The sequence below is a fragment of the Lysobacter enzymogenes genome, assembly GCF_017168095.1.
Classification (GTDB): Bacteria; Pseudomonadota; Gammaproteobacteria; order Xanthomonadales; family Xanthomonadaceae; genus Lysobacter; species Lysobacter enzymogenes_D.
The window spans coordinates 41,973-55,168 of sequence record NZ_LXSD01000654.1; the positions used below are offsets into that span (position 1 = coordinate 41,973).

The following is a 13,196-nucleotide window of genomic DNA, read 5'->3' on the forward strand; positions in this document are numbered from 1 at the left end:
GTCCGATGAGTCCTTTGCTGAGGCTCTCGCTGCACCCGACCATTGGTCGCATCCTGTGTGACGACCACGCGCAGAATGTGCCGATGGTCACGCAACTTCCACCCCTTGGCGACCGCGGCTGGTCTCCGGCCGACCTCGACGGCCTTCCGGCGCTGCCGGACGGTTTCGCCTGGGGCGGCTCGTTCTACGACTATCACCGCCCCGGAGATCTGGCGGGCGTCTGGTACCAGGGAAAGCGCGTCGCGTTGGTCTCCGCGCTTGTAACGGGCAAGGGTTGGGTGGCCCATATCGGCGACCATCGTGAGGCCCTGTCGGGCCGGCACCACGTCTGGACGCGCACTTTCGACCGCGGCGTTGACTACGTCACAGGCTGGCTGCGCAAGTACGGTCCAGCGATCAGGGAAGAGGTGGACGCCATTCTGCGTGAGCGCATAGCCAGCAATCCGTACAGGGCAACCCGATGACCGACACCGACTACGAAGCCATCAGCTTGCGCCTCACCGAGCTGCGCCAGCACTTACCGATGCTCGCGACACAGTACCCTGGCGAGGCGTTCTGGGACGCCTACGCCGCGGTGGTGGATCCCATCCTCGAGGATGCCGGGCGAATCTCTGACGACGCCTATGACGCCGCGTTCCTGTTCCAGAACGCGATACTGTCCGAAGCCGGCCTGATCGCCGGCGACGAAATTCAGACCTAGGCCGCCGCCGCGATCTCGTGCTCGTAGTACGGCCGCTCGCGGTCGTCGAGGATGGCGTAGCTGGCGGCGACGTTCTTCGGGTCCGGCTGCAGCCAGGCGTCGATGTTCTCTCGCTTGATCGGGATGATGCAGCGATCGTGGCCAGCCTCGGCGACCTCCGGCGGCGGCTCGTCGGTGATCGCGGCGAACGAGAGTAGGTCAGGGCGGCCGTCGACCGGCGATGCGTTCCATAGGCACGCCACGGCCATCGTGCCGATGCCGCGCGGCTTGAACTCCAGCACCACGTCCTCTTCGGCCTCGCCGGCGCCCAGCTCTCGCTGCTCCAGCTTGTGCCGCGGCACGTGCTCGTAGAAGGCGTCGGCCAGGATGATCCCGTGCCGGCGGCCGAAGAGTTGCGACCAGGACGATTCCAGCTTGTCGCGCCGGGCGTTGTAGGTGCCCGGGTACTGGCGCTCGGTCTTCTCGTTCCAGCCCGGAAGCCGGCACTGGTAGCGCATGAATCGGATCACGCGCCGGCCATCCTCCCAGACGATCACCGGCACCAGGGTGCCCGGGTAGATGCGCGAGTCCCGCGGCTTCAGCTCCGACCGCTTCAGGTCGTCGAGCTTCGTCTTGAAATGCCCGATCTTGTTGGTCGAGATCCGCAGGTCTTCCTGCGCCTTCTTCGTGATCTTGGCCTGGAGCGCGCGCTCCGCATCGGCCTTGCGCTTCACCTGCGCGAACAGGTCCGTCTCGGTCTTCGCGATCGTGCGGGCCTTCCAGGCCGCGACCACCTCGTGGAGCTCAGCCTGGCCGGGCACGGTAGGGTCGTCGAACCAGGCGCGGATCGCCTGGGGCAGCTTCGGCACCCACTCGTCGCCGAACTGCTCCCAGTACTCCTTCACGTACTCGTCCAGGGTCAGGTGGGCCCCGAACTCCTTGACGTAGGCGCGGTACTCCGCGCGGACCTTGGCTGAGTAGCACATGGTGCGGCCCCGTTCGAAAGCTCCATCCTAGCGCCGGTCCCTGCCGCGGTTTAGACCAGGTGGCGCCCGATGGGGCAACGCGTACCGAGCCATACGTAGGTTGCACCAGGGTGACCTGTTCAGTTAAGTCTGGCCTTCGCCACCGTCGCCGTTTGAGAGATCAGGGCTCGCGAACATGGGCCTCCAGGAGCCTTCCTAGGACGCCCTGGGACTGGCACCACCTTGACTTTCACACAGGTTATCCACAGGTTGTGCTGCTATATTCCCGCGGTCCCACAAGGACTTCCGCCGCGCTCCCCCAAGCAGTCTCAGGAGCTGCCATGTCTTACTCGCCCTCAGTCATCGCAAACTACTTCTTGAACAAAGCCTCGGCGGAGGATCGGGCGCTCACGCCCATGCAACTGCTGAAGCTTGTGTACATCGCGCATGGTTGGCATCTGGGCTATGAAGGGCGGCCCCTCTTGAATGAAGAGGTCCAGGCATGGCGCTATGGACCTGTTGTGCATTCGTTGTACAAGCAAGTTAAGCATTACGGTCGTGGGGCGGTGCGCGAGCTCCTCCCGACTGGACGATTTCCGTGGTCTAAGGACACCGACGTCGATCAGAACACCGCTCTTTTATTGGATATGGTGTGGAAGGGCTATGGCCATTACAGCGGCACCGAACTATCGGACATGACGCATCGCCAAGGGTCGCCATGGTGGACTGCTTGGGTTGACGACGATGGCCGATCGCAGTACTTCGCAGTCATTGACGACGACGTAATCAAGGCGTTCTATGAACGAAAGATCGCGAGGATCAGGGATCGAACAGAAGAGGCCGCGAACGAGGCAGCAGCCAACTGATTCAAATCCCTATAGCGAAATTCCGACTGCAGCCAAGGTTGAAGAGAAGCTGGCGGGACAGCGCCAAGAGGATCCGTCTTGGGTCGATCTAACGCCTAAGACTGCGTGGACGGAGGACCTCAATTCTCAAATCCAGCAGACCCAAGCAGCGAACCGATCGATGCGTTGGATCGCGTTCGGCGTTATCGGGGTGGTCAGCCTGATCTACTTGGTGTTTCTGCTCGTGGCTTTCGTCAAGGCGCTGTCGGGAAACGCGCTTGCAGCAGTTGTCGGCGCAGCGAATGGCAGCAGCGTGGGATGGCACGGATTGGTTCTTATGGGGGCCCTGTTTGCATTGTTTTCAGCGATTCCGATGACCCTCCTGATGGCATTGGTGAAGATGATCAGCGACAAGCCTTCTAGCGAAGCTCCTGACCTGAAAGCGCCAACAACTGAGCTAGGAAAACTTTTTGTAGATTTAATGAAAGGCGCCATCGAATCCTTCAAAAAGTGACAGAAGGCCCCGTAATGCGGGGCTTTTTGTTGGGCTCTCGGAGAAGGTGGGGCGGCTGGTTGTTCTTTCTCGACTATTGCGCAATGCGAGTAGGACGACGTGATGGGTGCAGCCCTAGACGATTAGGGGAGCGCGTTTTCGAAACGCGTTGTAGGATCTGTGTACCATCAACGCAAGGAGCAGGAGATGAGTAAGACAGCAGAAGAGCAGGCTACAGAGATCGTTGTTGCACTCTTGTCGACCGAAAAGGGACTGAATTACTTGGGGGATTCGGACCCCAAGAAGATAGGCAAGTCTTTGGCGACAGTGTGGACCGAAGTCCATGCAGGCATCATCGAGCAGCGGCGCACCCCCAGAACCCCTTGACTTCCCGCGCCAGCGTGTAACCCAGTCCGAGACTGGATAACTTCGCCCCGCCTTGAGCGGGGCGTTTTCGTCACGTTGACCACACCAGCCGCTTGAACGTCGGCGATTCCTCGGCGATCAGCGCTCCGAGCATCTCGTAGTGCTCGCGCTTGCCGCGCGGCGCCTGGGCGATCAGCTCGTCCCAGCGCTTCCTGAAGTTGAATGCACGCTCGGCGTCTGAGGCATCCCAGGTCTCGCCGACTTCAAGGGCTTCGCGCAGTTGCGCGGCTCGGGCTTTCGCGCGGCGGATCGATAGCGGCATCGGGGTGCCTCCTTGTGGCCCGGGGCAATCCTACCGGCGCCAATCGCAAACCGTGAGACAGCCGGCGGTACCATGCCGCCCATGCCGATCTGCCACTCCCGCTACCCCTGCCGCCTTGAGTCGACGACTGTCCCAGGATCCTTCGAGGACGGGGAGAAAGTGGCCGTGATCGAGGAGGAGCGGGAGCCTGACGAGTGGGGCGAGCCGGGCCGGCTGGTGCGCCGGCGGCTCCTGTACGTCGAGGGGACTGGGGGCGACACCTGGGCAGAAAAGCACCGGGTGCAGGGCTCAAGATGGAAGCTGGTCCTCGGGCCGCGGATTGGCGGGCTGGCCTGGGCGCAGCCGACCTAATCCGTAGCTGGCGGCTCGGTCGCATTTTGCTTCGAAGGCGGCCGCGCGCGCTCGGGTACGTCCTTCGGCTGCAAATGCGTGTAGCGTTTCAGCGTTGCCCACGATTCGTGCAGGGTGAACTGCGCGACCTCTTGAATCGAGTAGCCGCGCTCGAACAGGCGTGAAGTGGCTTCGTGTCGCGCGTCGTGGAAGTCGAGATCTTCGATACCGAGAACGGCGACGGCGCGCGTAAACGCCGCGCTCACCGATTTCTCGTTGAAAGGGAAGATCCGCGGGTCCAGTGATTTCTCGCCGTTGGGTCCTAACACGATCTTGCGTGGCTGCCGATCGATGATGTTCCAGGCCTCCTGCAGTAGTCGGAAGATCTTGTGGTTGCCGATTTTCTTGCGCGGGTGCTTCACGTCGCGCAGCAGGGCGGTGCCGTGCGCTCGATCGAGGTCCGTCCACAAGAGCCGAGTGATCTCGCCCTCACGCCGCGCCGATAGCAGGGCAAACCGGTAGATGTCGCCCATAGGCGTCGGGCCGCGCCGATCATCGAGGTAGGGGAGCAGGATTGCTTCCTCTTCCGGCTTGAGGCGGCGTTCGCGATTGTTGGGCTTCGCGATCGTGCGCTCGCGCCGCAGGTATTCGGCCGCCAGGTCTAGTTCCTGCAGCGGCACCGGGATCTCGAGGACCGCCGCCGCGGCTTTCAACACCCCGCGGAGCCAGATCAGGTCGTTCCCGGCGGTGGCCGGTCCGGCGCCGGCGTTCCGCCGGCCGTCGATGTAGGCGATGAAGTCCCCCCGGGTGATCGTGTCGACCATCCGGTCCTTGAGCGCTCCCGCCTTCAGCCGCTTCAAGTCCGCCTTCTTGCTGCGGCCCCAGGGTTCCTCGGGCCGCTCCCGCGTCTCGTACCAGGCCACCAGGTCGCCCAGAGTCACCCGCTTGCCGGCAGGCTGCCCGCGCGACCGCTGGGCCTGGAGCTCGGCCTCCCGGCGCGCCATCCAGGCCTTGGCCAGGGCGCGGGTATCGAAGGTCTCCGACTCGGAGTGGACGACCTTCCCGTCGCGCTTGAGCCTGATCTGCGCGGTGTATCCTTGGCTGCCGTCCCTCCGACGGCGGGTGCTGATGGTTCCCATCGAGGCAGTGCTACGCGGTCCGTTTCGTAGCACTCAGCGTAGCACCGCCTCTCGGCAAACGTCAGAAAACCCCGGAAAACGCATGACGATCCCCGGCGCGCCAGCCACCATCAATTCAGGCCAAAACCCGCGCGGGGCTTACATTCCGGGCGATATCCGCCTGTCGGTGGCGCCCATGATGGACTGGACCGACTCCCACTGCCGGGTCTTCCACCGCAGCCTCGCCCCGCACGCCCGCCTCTACACCGAGATGGTGCACGCGAATGCCGTCATCCACGGCGACCGCGAGCGCCTGCTGGCGATGGATCCGGTCGAGCACCCGGTGGCGCTGCAGCTCGGCGGCAGCGAGCCGGCGCTGCTGGCGCAGGCGGCGCGGATCGGCGCGGACCGGGGCTTCGACGAGATCAACCTCAATTGCGGCTGCCCGTCCGACCGGGTCCAGGCCGGCCGCTTCGGCGCCTGCCTGATGCGCGAGCCGGACCTGGTCGCCGAGTCGGTGGCGGCGATGATCGGCGCCTGCGACGTTCCGATCACGGTCAAGTGCCGGCTCGGCGTCGACGACGAGCACCGCTTCGAGGTGTTCCTCGACTTCATCGACCGGGTCGCCGCGGCCGGCTGCCGCAGCTTCGTCGTGCATGCCCGCAACGCCTGGCTCAAGGGCCTGTCGCCGAAGGAAAACCGCGAAGTGCCGCCGCTGCGCTACGACTGGGCCTACCGGCTCAAGCAGGAGCGGCCGCAGTTGCAGGTGGTGGTCAACGGCGGCATCGCCGACCTGGCCGAAGCGACCGCGCACCTGGAGCACGCCGACGGCGCCATGCTCGGCCGCGCCGCGTACCACGACCCGTATCTGCTGCATCGCCTGGACGTGGCCTGGTTCGGCGGCATCGAGCGCAGCCGAGCCGAACTGCTGCGCGCGCTGCGCCCGTACGTGGAAGCCCAACTCGAACGCGGCGTGTTCCTCAAGCACATCGCCCGCCACCTGCTCGGCCTGTTCCATGGCGAGCGCGGCGGCCGCGCGTTCCGGCAGATCCTCAGCGAGGGCGCGCACCGCCCCGGCGCGGATTGGGCGCTGATCGAGCGCGCGCTGGAGGTCACCGAATCCTTCGCCGCGCGCGATGCGGCCTGAGCGCGCGCCTGCGTTTTCCACCTCGCCGTTCGCGGCTCAGTCCCTTTCCATCCATCGCCGCGAACAGCCGCTGTCGGGCCGGCCGTTCCGCGGGCCGCGCTTGCCCGACCGCACCACCGCCCGCAGCCGACGCCGCGGCGCGTATCGACCCTCCGCCTGAGCGCCCGCCGATGATCTCCCGCGACCCGACCGCCTTCTTCGAGCACGCCCGCACCCTCGCGCCCGACTTCGGCGCGGCCATCGCGCGCGCGGCGTTCCTGGTCGCCCCGGACGGGTTCGCCCGCGCCGAGCAGTCGGCCGGCGACAACCGCTACATGGCCGCGGCCGCGGACTTCGACCCCGGGCGCGCTGGCGCCCAGCACCGCGCCCTGCACCTGGCGCTGTCGCAGACCCTGCCGACGATCAGCTTCGCCGGCGACGCCGACACCCCCGACGCGCTGTTCCCCAACAACGTCTTCGCCACCGTGCGCGCGGCCGGGGCCGCGCCGCGCTACCTGGTCGGGCGCATGCGCCACCCGGTGCGCCAGCGCGAGGCCGAGCGCGCCGACATCCGCGGTTTCTTCGAACAAGTGCTGGGCTACGAGGAACGCGACCTGTCGCGGCAGAGCCACCCGTGCGAGCTGACCGGCGCGCTGGTGATCGACCGCGCCCGCGGCCTGGGCTATGCCGGCCTGTCGGAGCGCTGCGACGAGCGCGGCGCGGCGCTGATGCACGAAGCCTTCGGCCTGCGCGCGACCCTGCTGTTCGACCTGGCCCCGGGCGAGTACCACACCAATGTGGTGCTGGCGGTGCTGGCCGGCCGCGCCGCGCTGGTGAGCCCCGCCGGTTTCGCCGACCCGGCCGTGGCCGCGGCCATCGCGGGGTTCTACGGCCCGCGCGGGATCGTGCTCGACGCGGCCGAGCAGGCCGGCTTCGTCGCCAACGCGATCGCGCTGTCGACGTATACGGTCTGGATGAGCGCCGGCGCCGCGCGCGCCGCCCGTCCGGCCACCCGGCAGGCCCTGGCGGCGGCCGGATTCGCCGTGGTCGCGGTCGAACTGGACGCGATCGAGGCCGCCGGCGGCTCGCTGCGATGCTGCGTCGGCGAGGTGTTCTGAAGCCCGCGCACGCCCGTGCGGCTACGATGTGACCGGGTTCCGGGCGGGCTGAATGCCGTCCCGAGGGGGCCGGAAAAGTTCAGATCGGATTCACCGCTGCGTTCCGAAAATGCCGGCACGTCGCTTATTCGCCACTTCATCGTTCCGCTGGGGGCTCGTCCGAACGCCATGCGCATCCGCTCTGCCCGCGTCCCGTCGCTGCTGCTCGTCGCCTCGCTGGCGGCCGGCAACGCCTGGGCGCAGCACGACGACGGCCGCTGGCGCGGGCACGAGCGCCGCGAGGAACGCAGCTCGCTGTCCGACTCGGTACGTCGGTTCGAGCGCGAAAGCGGCGGCGGCCAGGTCTTGAGCGCCGAGCGCGTTCCCTTCGACGGCCGCGACGTCAATCGGGTGAAAGTGGTCGATTCCAGCGGGCGGGTCCGGGTATACATGGACGACCCGCAGCAGCGGGGCGGGCGCCGCGACGACGACCGCCCTACACGCCGCGACGACAACAATAACGACTAACCTTCGCTCCGACGGTCCGCAAAACGATCCTGTCGGGCCGCAATTTATCAAGGGAGTGCCCATGCGAATTCTGCTGGTCGAAGACGAAGCGCCGCTGCGCGAGACCCTGGCTGCGCGCCTCAAGCGCGAGGGCTTCGCGGTCGATGCCGCGCAAGACGGCGAGGAGGGCTTGTACATGGGCCGCGAGGTGCCGTTCGACCTGGGCATCATCGACCTGGGCCTGCCGAAGATGTCGGGCATGGAGCTGATCAAGGCGCTGCGCGACGAGGGCAAGAAATTCCCGGTGCTGATCCTGACCGCGCGTTCGAGCTGGCAGGACAAGGTCGAGGGCCTCAAGCAGGGCGCCGACGACTACCTGGTCAAGCCCTTCCACGTCGAGGAGCTGCTGGCCCGCCTCAACGCCCTGGTCCGCCGCGCCGCCGGCTGGAGCAAGCCGACCCTGGAATGCGGCCCGGTGATGCTGGACCTGGCCGCGCAGACGGTCAGCGTCAACGGCGGCAACGTCGATCTCACCAGCTACGAGTACAAGGTGCTCGAGTATCTGATGATGCACGCCGGCGAACTGGTCTCCAAGGCCGACCTGACCGAGCACATCTACCAGCAGGATTTCGACCGCGATTCCAACGTACTGGAAGTCTTCATCGGCCGCCTGCGCAAGAAGCTCGATCCGGACGGCGCGCTCAAGCCGATCGAGACCGTGCGCGGCCGCGGCTACCGTTTCGCCATCCCCCGCAGCGGCGATTGATCCTTTCCCGCATCGCCCGCTCCGCCGCCGCGCGTTGACAGCCTCCGCGCGGCGGCGATCCAATAGGCCGCCGCACTTGCGGCGGCGTTTTCTTTCCCCAGTTCGGTCCCAGGAGCAGTTCGGACCCATGCGGCCCGCGTTTTCCACCGCTGCGGCCCCAGCGGCCACGACCGCGCGGCGGCCGGCATGAGCTGGGGCCAGCCGCGTTCGTTGCGCGCGCGCCAACTGCTGGCGGCCAGTCTCGGCCTGCTCGCGTTCCTGGCCCTGGCCGGCGTCGCGCTGGACCGGGCGTTCCTGGAAACCGCCGAAAACAACCTGCGCCAGCGCCTGACCAGCTACGCGCTGGCCTACGCCGCCGACACCGATTTCGGCCGCGGCGGCGAAATCATCCCGCCCTACGACCCGCCGGATCCGCGCTTCGACCGTCCGGGCAGCGGCCTGTACGCCGAGGTGATCCTGCCCAACGGGCACTGGGATTCGATGTCGGCGCAGGGGCCGGTGCTGCCCGACGGCGGCATGCTCAGGGCGGCGCAGGAATCGTTCGAAGGCCCGCTGCCGCTGACCGAGATCAACGGCAAGTCCGGCGAGGCCTATCGCTACGGGCGCGGGCTGATCTGGAGCGCCGACGGCGATCCCAAGAGCGAGTTCCAGTACACGATCTACATCCTCGAAGACACCAGCGCGCTGCGCCACCAGGTCGGCGTGTTCCGCCAGGCGCTGTGGCGCTACCTCGGCGGCGCCGGCGTGATCCTGCTGCTGTTGCAGGCGCTGATCATGCAGTGGAGCCTGCGCCCGCTCAATCGCGTGATCGAGGAACTCAAGCGCGTGCAGCGCGGCGCCGCCTCGCGCATGAGCGAGCGCCACCCGCGCGAGCTGGAGCCGCTGACCGAGAGCATCAACGCCTTCATCGAGAGCGAGCGCGAGAACCTGGACCGCCAGCGCAACACCCTGGCCGATCTCGCCCACAGCCTGAAAACGCCGCTGGCGGTGCTGCGCGCGCGCCTGGACGACGACAGCGGCGCGAAGATGGAGCCGGAGCTGCGCGAAGACCTCGACCTGCAGCTGCGGCGCATGAACGAGCTGGTGTCCTATCAGCTCGCGCGCGCCGCGTCCGGCGGCCATGCGCTGTTCGCCGCGCCGATCGCGATCGAGCCGCACGCCGAAGAGATCGTGCGCGGGCTGGAGAAGGTGTACGCGTCCAAGGGCATCCTGTGCGAGTTCGATCTGGCCGACGGCGTGCAATTCCACGGCGAGCCGGGCGACTTGCAGGAACTGCTCGGCAACCTGCTGGAAAACGCGTTCAAGTGGGCCAATTCGCGGGTGCTGCTGACGGTCAAGCCCGGCGAGACCGCGTCCAACCGCCGTCCCGGCCTGCTGCTGGCGGTGGACGACGACGGCCCGGGCATTCCGGCCGAGAAGGTCGCCACGATCCTGCAGCGCGGCGTGCGCGGCGACGAGCGCGTGCAGGGCCACGGCATCGGCCTGGCGATCGTGCAGGATCTGGTGCGCGGCTATCGCGGCACGCTCGATGTGACGCTGTCGGAAGAGCTGGGCGGGACGCGGTTCGAGGTGAAGTTGCCGCCGGGGTTGTGAGCGGGCGGTTGCAGGGTGGGGCAGGGCGCGAGGCGGGTTTCGGCGTGGTTGCATTGACGTGGTCGCGGCTCGCGCCGCTCCTACAGGAGCTTCGGCTGCATCGCGATCTACCTGTAGGAGCGGCGCGAGCCGCGACCGCGAAACATCGATAACGACGCCGCTTTCCAGCACCGAACGCGACGCCTTCAACCGAACGGCGACGCCCCATACAACCGCCGCAGATGCTCCGCCACCTCCGGCATCGCCTCGCGCAACGAGCGCGGATCGCTGAAGTGGTACTCGGTGGCGACGGCGAAGAATTCCTCCGGCGCCTCGCCCGCATAAGGATCGATCGGCACCTCGCGGCCGCTGTCGACCTGCTCGATGAAGGCGTCGTAGGCGCTTTGGAAATCGCGCGCCCATTCGCGCTGCCACGGCCGCGGCAGCGGCGGGGTGCCGTCGAGCGCGCCGTCGAGCGCGTCGAGCTTGTGCGCCATCTCGTGCGCGGCCACGCAAAAGCCCGCGCGCGGGTCTTCGCAATCGGCGGCCACGTCGGCCCAGGACAGGATCAGCGGCCCGGCGTCCCAGGATTCGCCGATCAGCTCGTCTTCCCACTCGTGCAGCACGCCGGCGGCGTCCACGTGGGTGCGGCCGACCCGGAACGCGTCGGGATAGACGATCAGCTGCGACCAGCCGCGCAGGCCTTCGGCGCCGAATTCCAGCAGCGGCAGGCAGCACAGCGCGGCCAGTTGCGCGCGCTGCAGATCGCCGAGTTCGAGCTCGCCGATCGGGCTGATGGTCTTTTCGTGCAGGAAACGCGCGGCCAGCTCGCGCAGGCGTTCGCGGCGCGGCGCGTCCAGCGCCTGCGCCCACGGCACCGCGGCGACGGTGTCGCGCCACAGGGCGTCGTCGATGGCGGCAGGGCGCCGCAAACGGCGCAGAAACTCGAACAAGGCGGACCCGGCGGAGGGCGGGCTAAGCGTCGCGCGTCAGCGGAACATGCCCGGCAGGAAATTATGCCAGCGCGGCGACTGCAGCCGGTTGCCGCTGTCGGAGTCGCTGTGCACGGTGGGCTTGGCCTTGGTGTCGCGCGCGGTCTGCGGCGGGTTGCCGCCGCGCGCCTGCGGCCGCGCCGGCACGTCCTTGGCCGCGCCGCCGTTGCTGCTGGCGCAGGCGTCGTTCGGGCTCAGCTTGCTCACCTCGCGCGCGCTCGCCTGCGCCACGGCCAGGCTCGCAGACAGGAACAGCAGGCACAGGCAGATCCGTAACATGGCGGAATCCTTGGGGAGCGGCGCGGTCCCCTCACGGGGAGCGGTGCGGTTACCGCAGGTGCAGTTGCCGACTATAACGCGAAAAGCGTACCGAATCCGGCGGCTTGCGGCACAACCTATTGTGCGCCGCAGCAAGCCGTGGCACGCATTTGCGCCAGACTCGCGTTCATGCCGACGCCCCGCCCGCCGCTGACCGCCCCGGCCCTGCGCCGGGCCCTGATCGCCGGCGCGCGCCGGGTCATCGCCGGGCGCGACGCGCTCAATCGGATCAACGTGTTCCCGGTCGCCGACGGCGATACCGGCAGCAACCTGGCCTACACCTTGGGCAGCCTGCTGAACGGGGCCCTGAGCCGGCGCAGCCGCCATATCGGCGAGCTGCTCAAGCGGGTCGGCGACGACGCCATCGACGGCGCCCGTGGCAATTCCGGGGCGATCCTGGCCCAGTTCCTGTTCGGGGTGGCCGAGTACGCCCGCGCCCAGCCGCAGCTGGACGCGGCGACCCTGGCCGCGGCGGTGCGCCACGGCGCCGGCAACGCGCGCGCGGCGCTGGCGCACCCGGTCGAGGGCACCATCCTCAGCGTCATCAACGCCTTCGCCGATGCGTTGGACGAGGCCGCGCGGGCCAGTGTTGATGGCGATCCGCGCCCGGGCTTCGCCCAGGCGCTGGCTCGCGCGCGCGCCGCGCTGGCGCGTACGCCGCTGCAGATGGCGGTGCTGCAGCGCGCCGGGGTGGTCGATGCCGGCGCGCAGGGCTTCGTCGATCTGCTCGAAGGCATCGCCGAATTCGTCGACGGCGGCCCGCGCGCGCTGCGCATGCGCGGCGAGGCCGGCGCGGCCAACGATGCCTGCGGCGGCCACGGCCACGGCGAAGCGGTGCCGGCCGCGCACGACGCGGTCGACCCGCAGCGGCGCTGGTGCAGCGAATGCCTGTTGCTCGGCGAGAACCTGCCGCGCGAGGCGCTGCGCGACGCGCTGGAGGCGATCGGCGCCGATTCGCTGGTACTGGCCGGCGGCGCCGCGCGCCTGCGCGTGCACGGCCATGTCGGCGCGCCGCAGGCCTTGTTCGACGTGTGCGCCGGCTTTGGCTCGGTCGAGGGCATGAAGGCCGACGACATGCTCGCCCAGCAGCGCAGCATCGAGCGCGCGCAGGCGCTGGCGGTGGTCACCGACAGCGCCGCCGATCTGCCCGAGGAGCTGGCCGAGCGCTACCGCATCCAGACCGTGCCGGTGCGGGTATCGGTGGACGGCCGCGACTATCTCGACAAGGCCGGCCTGAGCACGGCCGAGTTCTACCGGCGCATGGCCGCCGGCGGCGAGCTGCCGCGCACCAGCCAGCCGCCGCCGGGCGATTTCCGCCGGATCTTCGATTTCCTGCTCGGCCACCGCGAGCAGGTGCTGTACGTCGGCCTGTCGCGCGCGGTCTCCGGCACCTTGCAGGCCGGCGAGCAGGCCGCCGCGCGCAGCGATGCGCGGCGGGTGCGGGTGTTCGACACCGGCAACGCCGCCGGCGGCCAGGCGCTGCTGGCCTGGCGCGCGGCCGAGCTGGCGGCCGACGGCATCGCCGCGGAGGCGGTGTGGGCCGAGCTGGAGCGGCTCAAGCCGCTGACCGCGACCTGGGCGATGGCGCGCGACATCTCGCACGCGGTGCGCGGCGGGCGGATCCCGCCGTGGGCCGGGCGGCTGGCGCGCTGGACCGGGCTGACCCCGGTCGCGCGGATGCGCGCCGACGGGCGCCTGGG

General features: G+C 68.4%; 16 protein-coding genes. 11 read left to right on the forward strand and 5 right to left on the reverse strand.

Annotated features, from left to right (window positions below):
- Nucleotides 1-5 precede the first annotated feature (5 nt).
- Both A7A76_RS25130 and A7A76_RS25135 read left to right on the forward strand, forming a co-directional pair.
- Nucleotides 6-464, forward strand: a complete 459-nt coding sequence (locus tag A7A76_RS25130) for a hypothetical protein (protein WP_206413885.1) — start codon at nucleotides 6-8, stop codon at nucleotides 462-464.
- Nucleotides 461-700 carry a hypothetical protein gene (locus A7A76_RS25135; RefSeq protein WP_206413886.1) on the forward strand — a complete coding sequence of 80 codons (240 nt, stop codon included), beginning with the start codon at nucleotides 461-463 and terminating at the stop codon, nucleotides 698-700. Before A7A76_RS25130 ends, A7A76_RS25135 begins: the two co-directional genes overlap by 4 nt.
- Here A7A76_RS25135 and A7A76_RS25140 read toward each other — a convergent pair.
- Nucleotides 697-1,665: an SOS response-associated peptidase family protein gene (locus A7A76_RS25140; RefSeq protein WP_206413887.1), complete on the reverse strand. Its 969-nt coding sequence runs from the start codon at nucleotides 1,663-1,665 to the stop codon at nucleotides 697-699. The genes A7A76_RS25135 and A7A76_RS25140 overlap by 4 nt on opposite strands.
- A 320-nt stretch (nucleotides 1,666-1,985) precedes the next feature.
- Here A7A76_RS25140 and A7A76_RS25145 point away from each other — a divergent pair, with 320 nt between their 5' ends.
- From A7A76_RS25145 to A7A76_RS25155, 3 genes are all read left to right on the forward strand, one after another.
- Nucleotides 1,986-2,510 (forward strand): Panacea domain-containing protein, encoded by a 525-nt coding sequence (locus tag A7A76_RS25145; RefSeq protein ID WP_206413888.1) that lies wholly within the window; start codon nucleotides 1,986-1,988, stop codon nucleotides 2,508-2,510.
- A 160-nt stretch (nucleotides 2,511-2,670) separates the two neighbouring features.
- On the forward strand, nucleotides 2,671-3,003 hold the full coding sequence (locus A7A76_RS25150; protein WP_206413889.1) for a hypothetical protein: 333 nt from the start codon (nucleotides 2,671-2,673) through the stop codon (nucleotides 3,001-3,003).
- Nucleotides 3,004-3,189: 186 nt separating this feature from the next.
- Nucleotides 3,190-3,369: a hypothetical protein gene (locus tag A7A76_RS25155; RefSeq protein ID WP_206413890.1), complete on the forward strand. Its 180-nt coding sequence runs from the start codon at nucleotides 3,190-3,192 to the stop codon at nucleotides 3,367-3,369.
- A gap of 70 nt (nucleotides 3,370-3,439) precedes the next feature.
- Here the strand turns inward: A7A76_RS25155 and A7A76_RS25160 are convergent, their stop codons facing one another.
- The gene (locus A7A76_RS25160) at nucleotides 3,440-3,670 is read right to left on the reverse strand and encodes a hypothetical protein (RefSeq protein ID WP_206413891.1); all 231 of its coding nucleotides are present in this window, start codon (nucleotides 3,668-3,670) and stop codon (nucleotides 3,440-3,442) included.
- A 347-nt stretch (nucleotides 3,671-4,017) separates the two neighbouring features.
- Nucleotides 4,018-5,139: a site-specific integrase gene (locus A7A76_RS25165; protein WP_206413892.1), complete on the reverse strand. Its 1,122-nt coding sequence runs from the start codon at nucleotides 5,137-5,139 to the stop codon at nucleotides 4,018-4,020.
- An 82-nt stretch (nucleotides 5,140-5,221) separates the two neighbouring features.
- Between A7A76_RS25165 and dusA the strand changes: the two genes are divergently transcribed.
- The 5 genes from dusA (at nucleotide 5,222) to A7A76_RS25190 (ending at nucleotide 10,207) form a co-directional block, all read left to right on the forward strand.
- Entirely contained in the window at nucleotides 5,222-6,265 is a 1,044-nt protein-coding gene (dusA, locus tag A7A76_RS25170; protein WP_206413893.1) for a tRNA dihydrouridine(20/20a) synthase DusA, read from the forward strand.
- 170 nt (nucleotides 6,266-6,435) lie between these two features.
- A complete protein-coding gene (locus tag A7A76_RS25175; RefSeq protein ID WP_206413894.1) occupies nucleotides 6,436-7,362 on the forward strand; it encodes an arginine deiminase-related protein in 927 nt (308 codons plus the stop codon).
- 168 nt (nucleotides 7,363-7,530) lie between these two features.
- Nucleotides 7,531-7,869 (forward strand): hypothetical protein, encoded by a 339-nt coding sequence (locus A7A76_RS25180; protein ID WP_074862173.1) that lies wholly within the window; start codon nucleotides 7,531-7,533, stop codon nucleotides 7,867-7,869.
- A gap of 61 nt (nucleotides 7,870-7,930) precedes the next feature.
- The gene (locus A7A76_RS25185; RefSeq protein ID WP_031372686.1) at nucleotides 7,931-8,614 is read left to right on the forward strand and encodes a response regulator transcription factor; all 684 of its coding nucleotides are present in this window, start codon (nucleotides 7,931-7,933) and stop codon (nucleotides 8,612-8,614) included.
- Between the two features lie 186 nt (nucleotides 8,615-8,800).
- On the forward strand, nucleotides 8,801-10,207 hold the full coding sequence (locus A7A76_RS25190) for an ATP-binding protein (protein WP_206413895.1): 1,407 nt from the start codon (nucleotides 8,801-8,803) through the stop codon (nucleotides 10,205-10,207).
- A 185-nt stretch (nucleotides 10,208-10,392) separates the two neighbouring features.
- On the opposite strand, the gene A7A76_RS25195 is transcribed toward A7A76_RS25190, so the two are convergent.
- Together A7A76_RS25195 and A7A76_RS25200 are read right to left on the reverse strand one after the other, a co-directional pair.
- The gene (locus A7A76_RS25195) at nucleotides 10,393-11,139 is read right to left on the reverse strand and encodes a M90 family metallopeptidase (protein WP_206413896.1); all 747 of its coding nucleotides are present in this window, start codon (nucleotides 11,137-11,139) and stop codon (nucleotides 10,393-10,395) included.
- A 36-nt stretch (nucleotides 11,140-11,175) separates the two neighbouring features.
- A complete protein-coding gene (locus A7A76_RS25200; RefSeq protein WP_206413897.1) occupies nucleotides 11,176-11,457 on the reverse strand; it encodes a hypothetical protein in 282 nt (93 codons plus the stop codon).
- Nucleotides 11,458-11,625: 168 nt separating this feature from the next.
- On the opposite strand from A7A76_RS25200, the gene A7A76_RS25205 reads away from it, so the two are divergent.
- Nucleotides 11,626-13,196, forward strand: a 1,571-nt coding sequence (locus A7A76_RS25205) for a DegV family protein (protein ID WP_206413898.1), incomplete at its 3' end; no start/stop codon positions are given.

Bases quoted from the DNA above. Each gene is read 5' to 3' on its own strand.
- A7A76_RS25140 (WP_206413887.1), bottom strand. From the start codon at position 1,665: ATGTGCTACTCAGCCAAGGTCCGCGCGGAGTACCGCGCCTACGTCAAG.
- A7A76_RS25130 (WP_206413885.1), top strand. From the start codon at position 6: ATGAGTCCTTTGCTGAGGCTCTCGCTGCACCCGACCATTGGTCGCATC.
- A7A76_RS25175 (WP_206413894.1), top strand. From the start codon at position 6,436: ATGATCTCCCGCGACCCGACCGCCTTCTTCGAGCACGCCCGCACCCTC.
- dusA (WP_206413893.1), top strand. From the start codon at position 5,222: ATGACGATCCCCGGCGCGCCAGCCACCATCAATTCAGGCCAAAACCCG.
- A7A76_RS25150 (WP_206413889.1), top strand. From the start codon at position 2,671: ATGCGTTGGATCGCGTTCGGCGTTATCGGGGTGGTCAGCCTGATCTAC.
- A7A76_RS25185 (WP_031372686.1), top strand. From the start codon at position 7,931: ATGCGAATTCTGCTGGTCGAAGACGAAGCGCCGCTGCGCGAGACCCTG.
- A7A76_RS25190 (WP_206413895.1), top strand. From the start codon at position 8,801: ATGAGCTGGGGCCAGCCGCGTTCGTTGCGCGCGCGCCAACTGCTGGCG.
- A7A76_RS25145 (WP_206413888.1), top strand. From the start codon at position 1,986: ATGTCTTACTCGCCCTCAGTCATCGCAAACTACTTCTTGAACAAAGCC.
- A7A76_RS25180 (WP_074862173.1), top strand. From the start codon at position 7,531: ATGCGCATCCGCTCTGCCCGCGTCCCGTCGCTGCTGCTCGTCGCCTCG.
- A7A76_RS25160 (WP_206413891.1), bottom strand. From the start codon at position 3,670: ATGCCGCTATCGATCCGCCGCGCGAAAGCCCGAGCCGCGCAACTGCGC.
- A7A76_RS25155 (WP_206413890.1), top strand. From the start codon at position 3,190: ATGAGTAAGACAGCAGAAGAGCAGGCTACAGAGATCGTTGTTGCACTC.
- A7A76_RS25135 (WP_206413886.1), top strand. From the start codon at position 461: ATGACCGACACCGACTACGAAGCCATCAGCTTGCGCCTCACCGAGCTG.
- A7A76_RS25165 (WP_206413892.1), bottom strand. From the start codon at position 5,139: ATGGGAACCATCAGCACCCGCCGTCGGAGGGACGGCAGCCAAGGATAC.
- A7A76_RS25200 (WP_206413897.1), bottom strand. From the start codon at position 11,457: ATGTTACGGATCTGCCTGTGCCTGCTGTTCCTGTCTGCGAGCCTGGCC.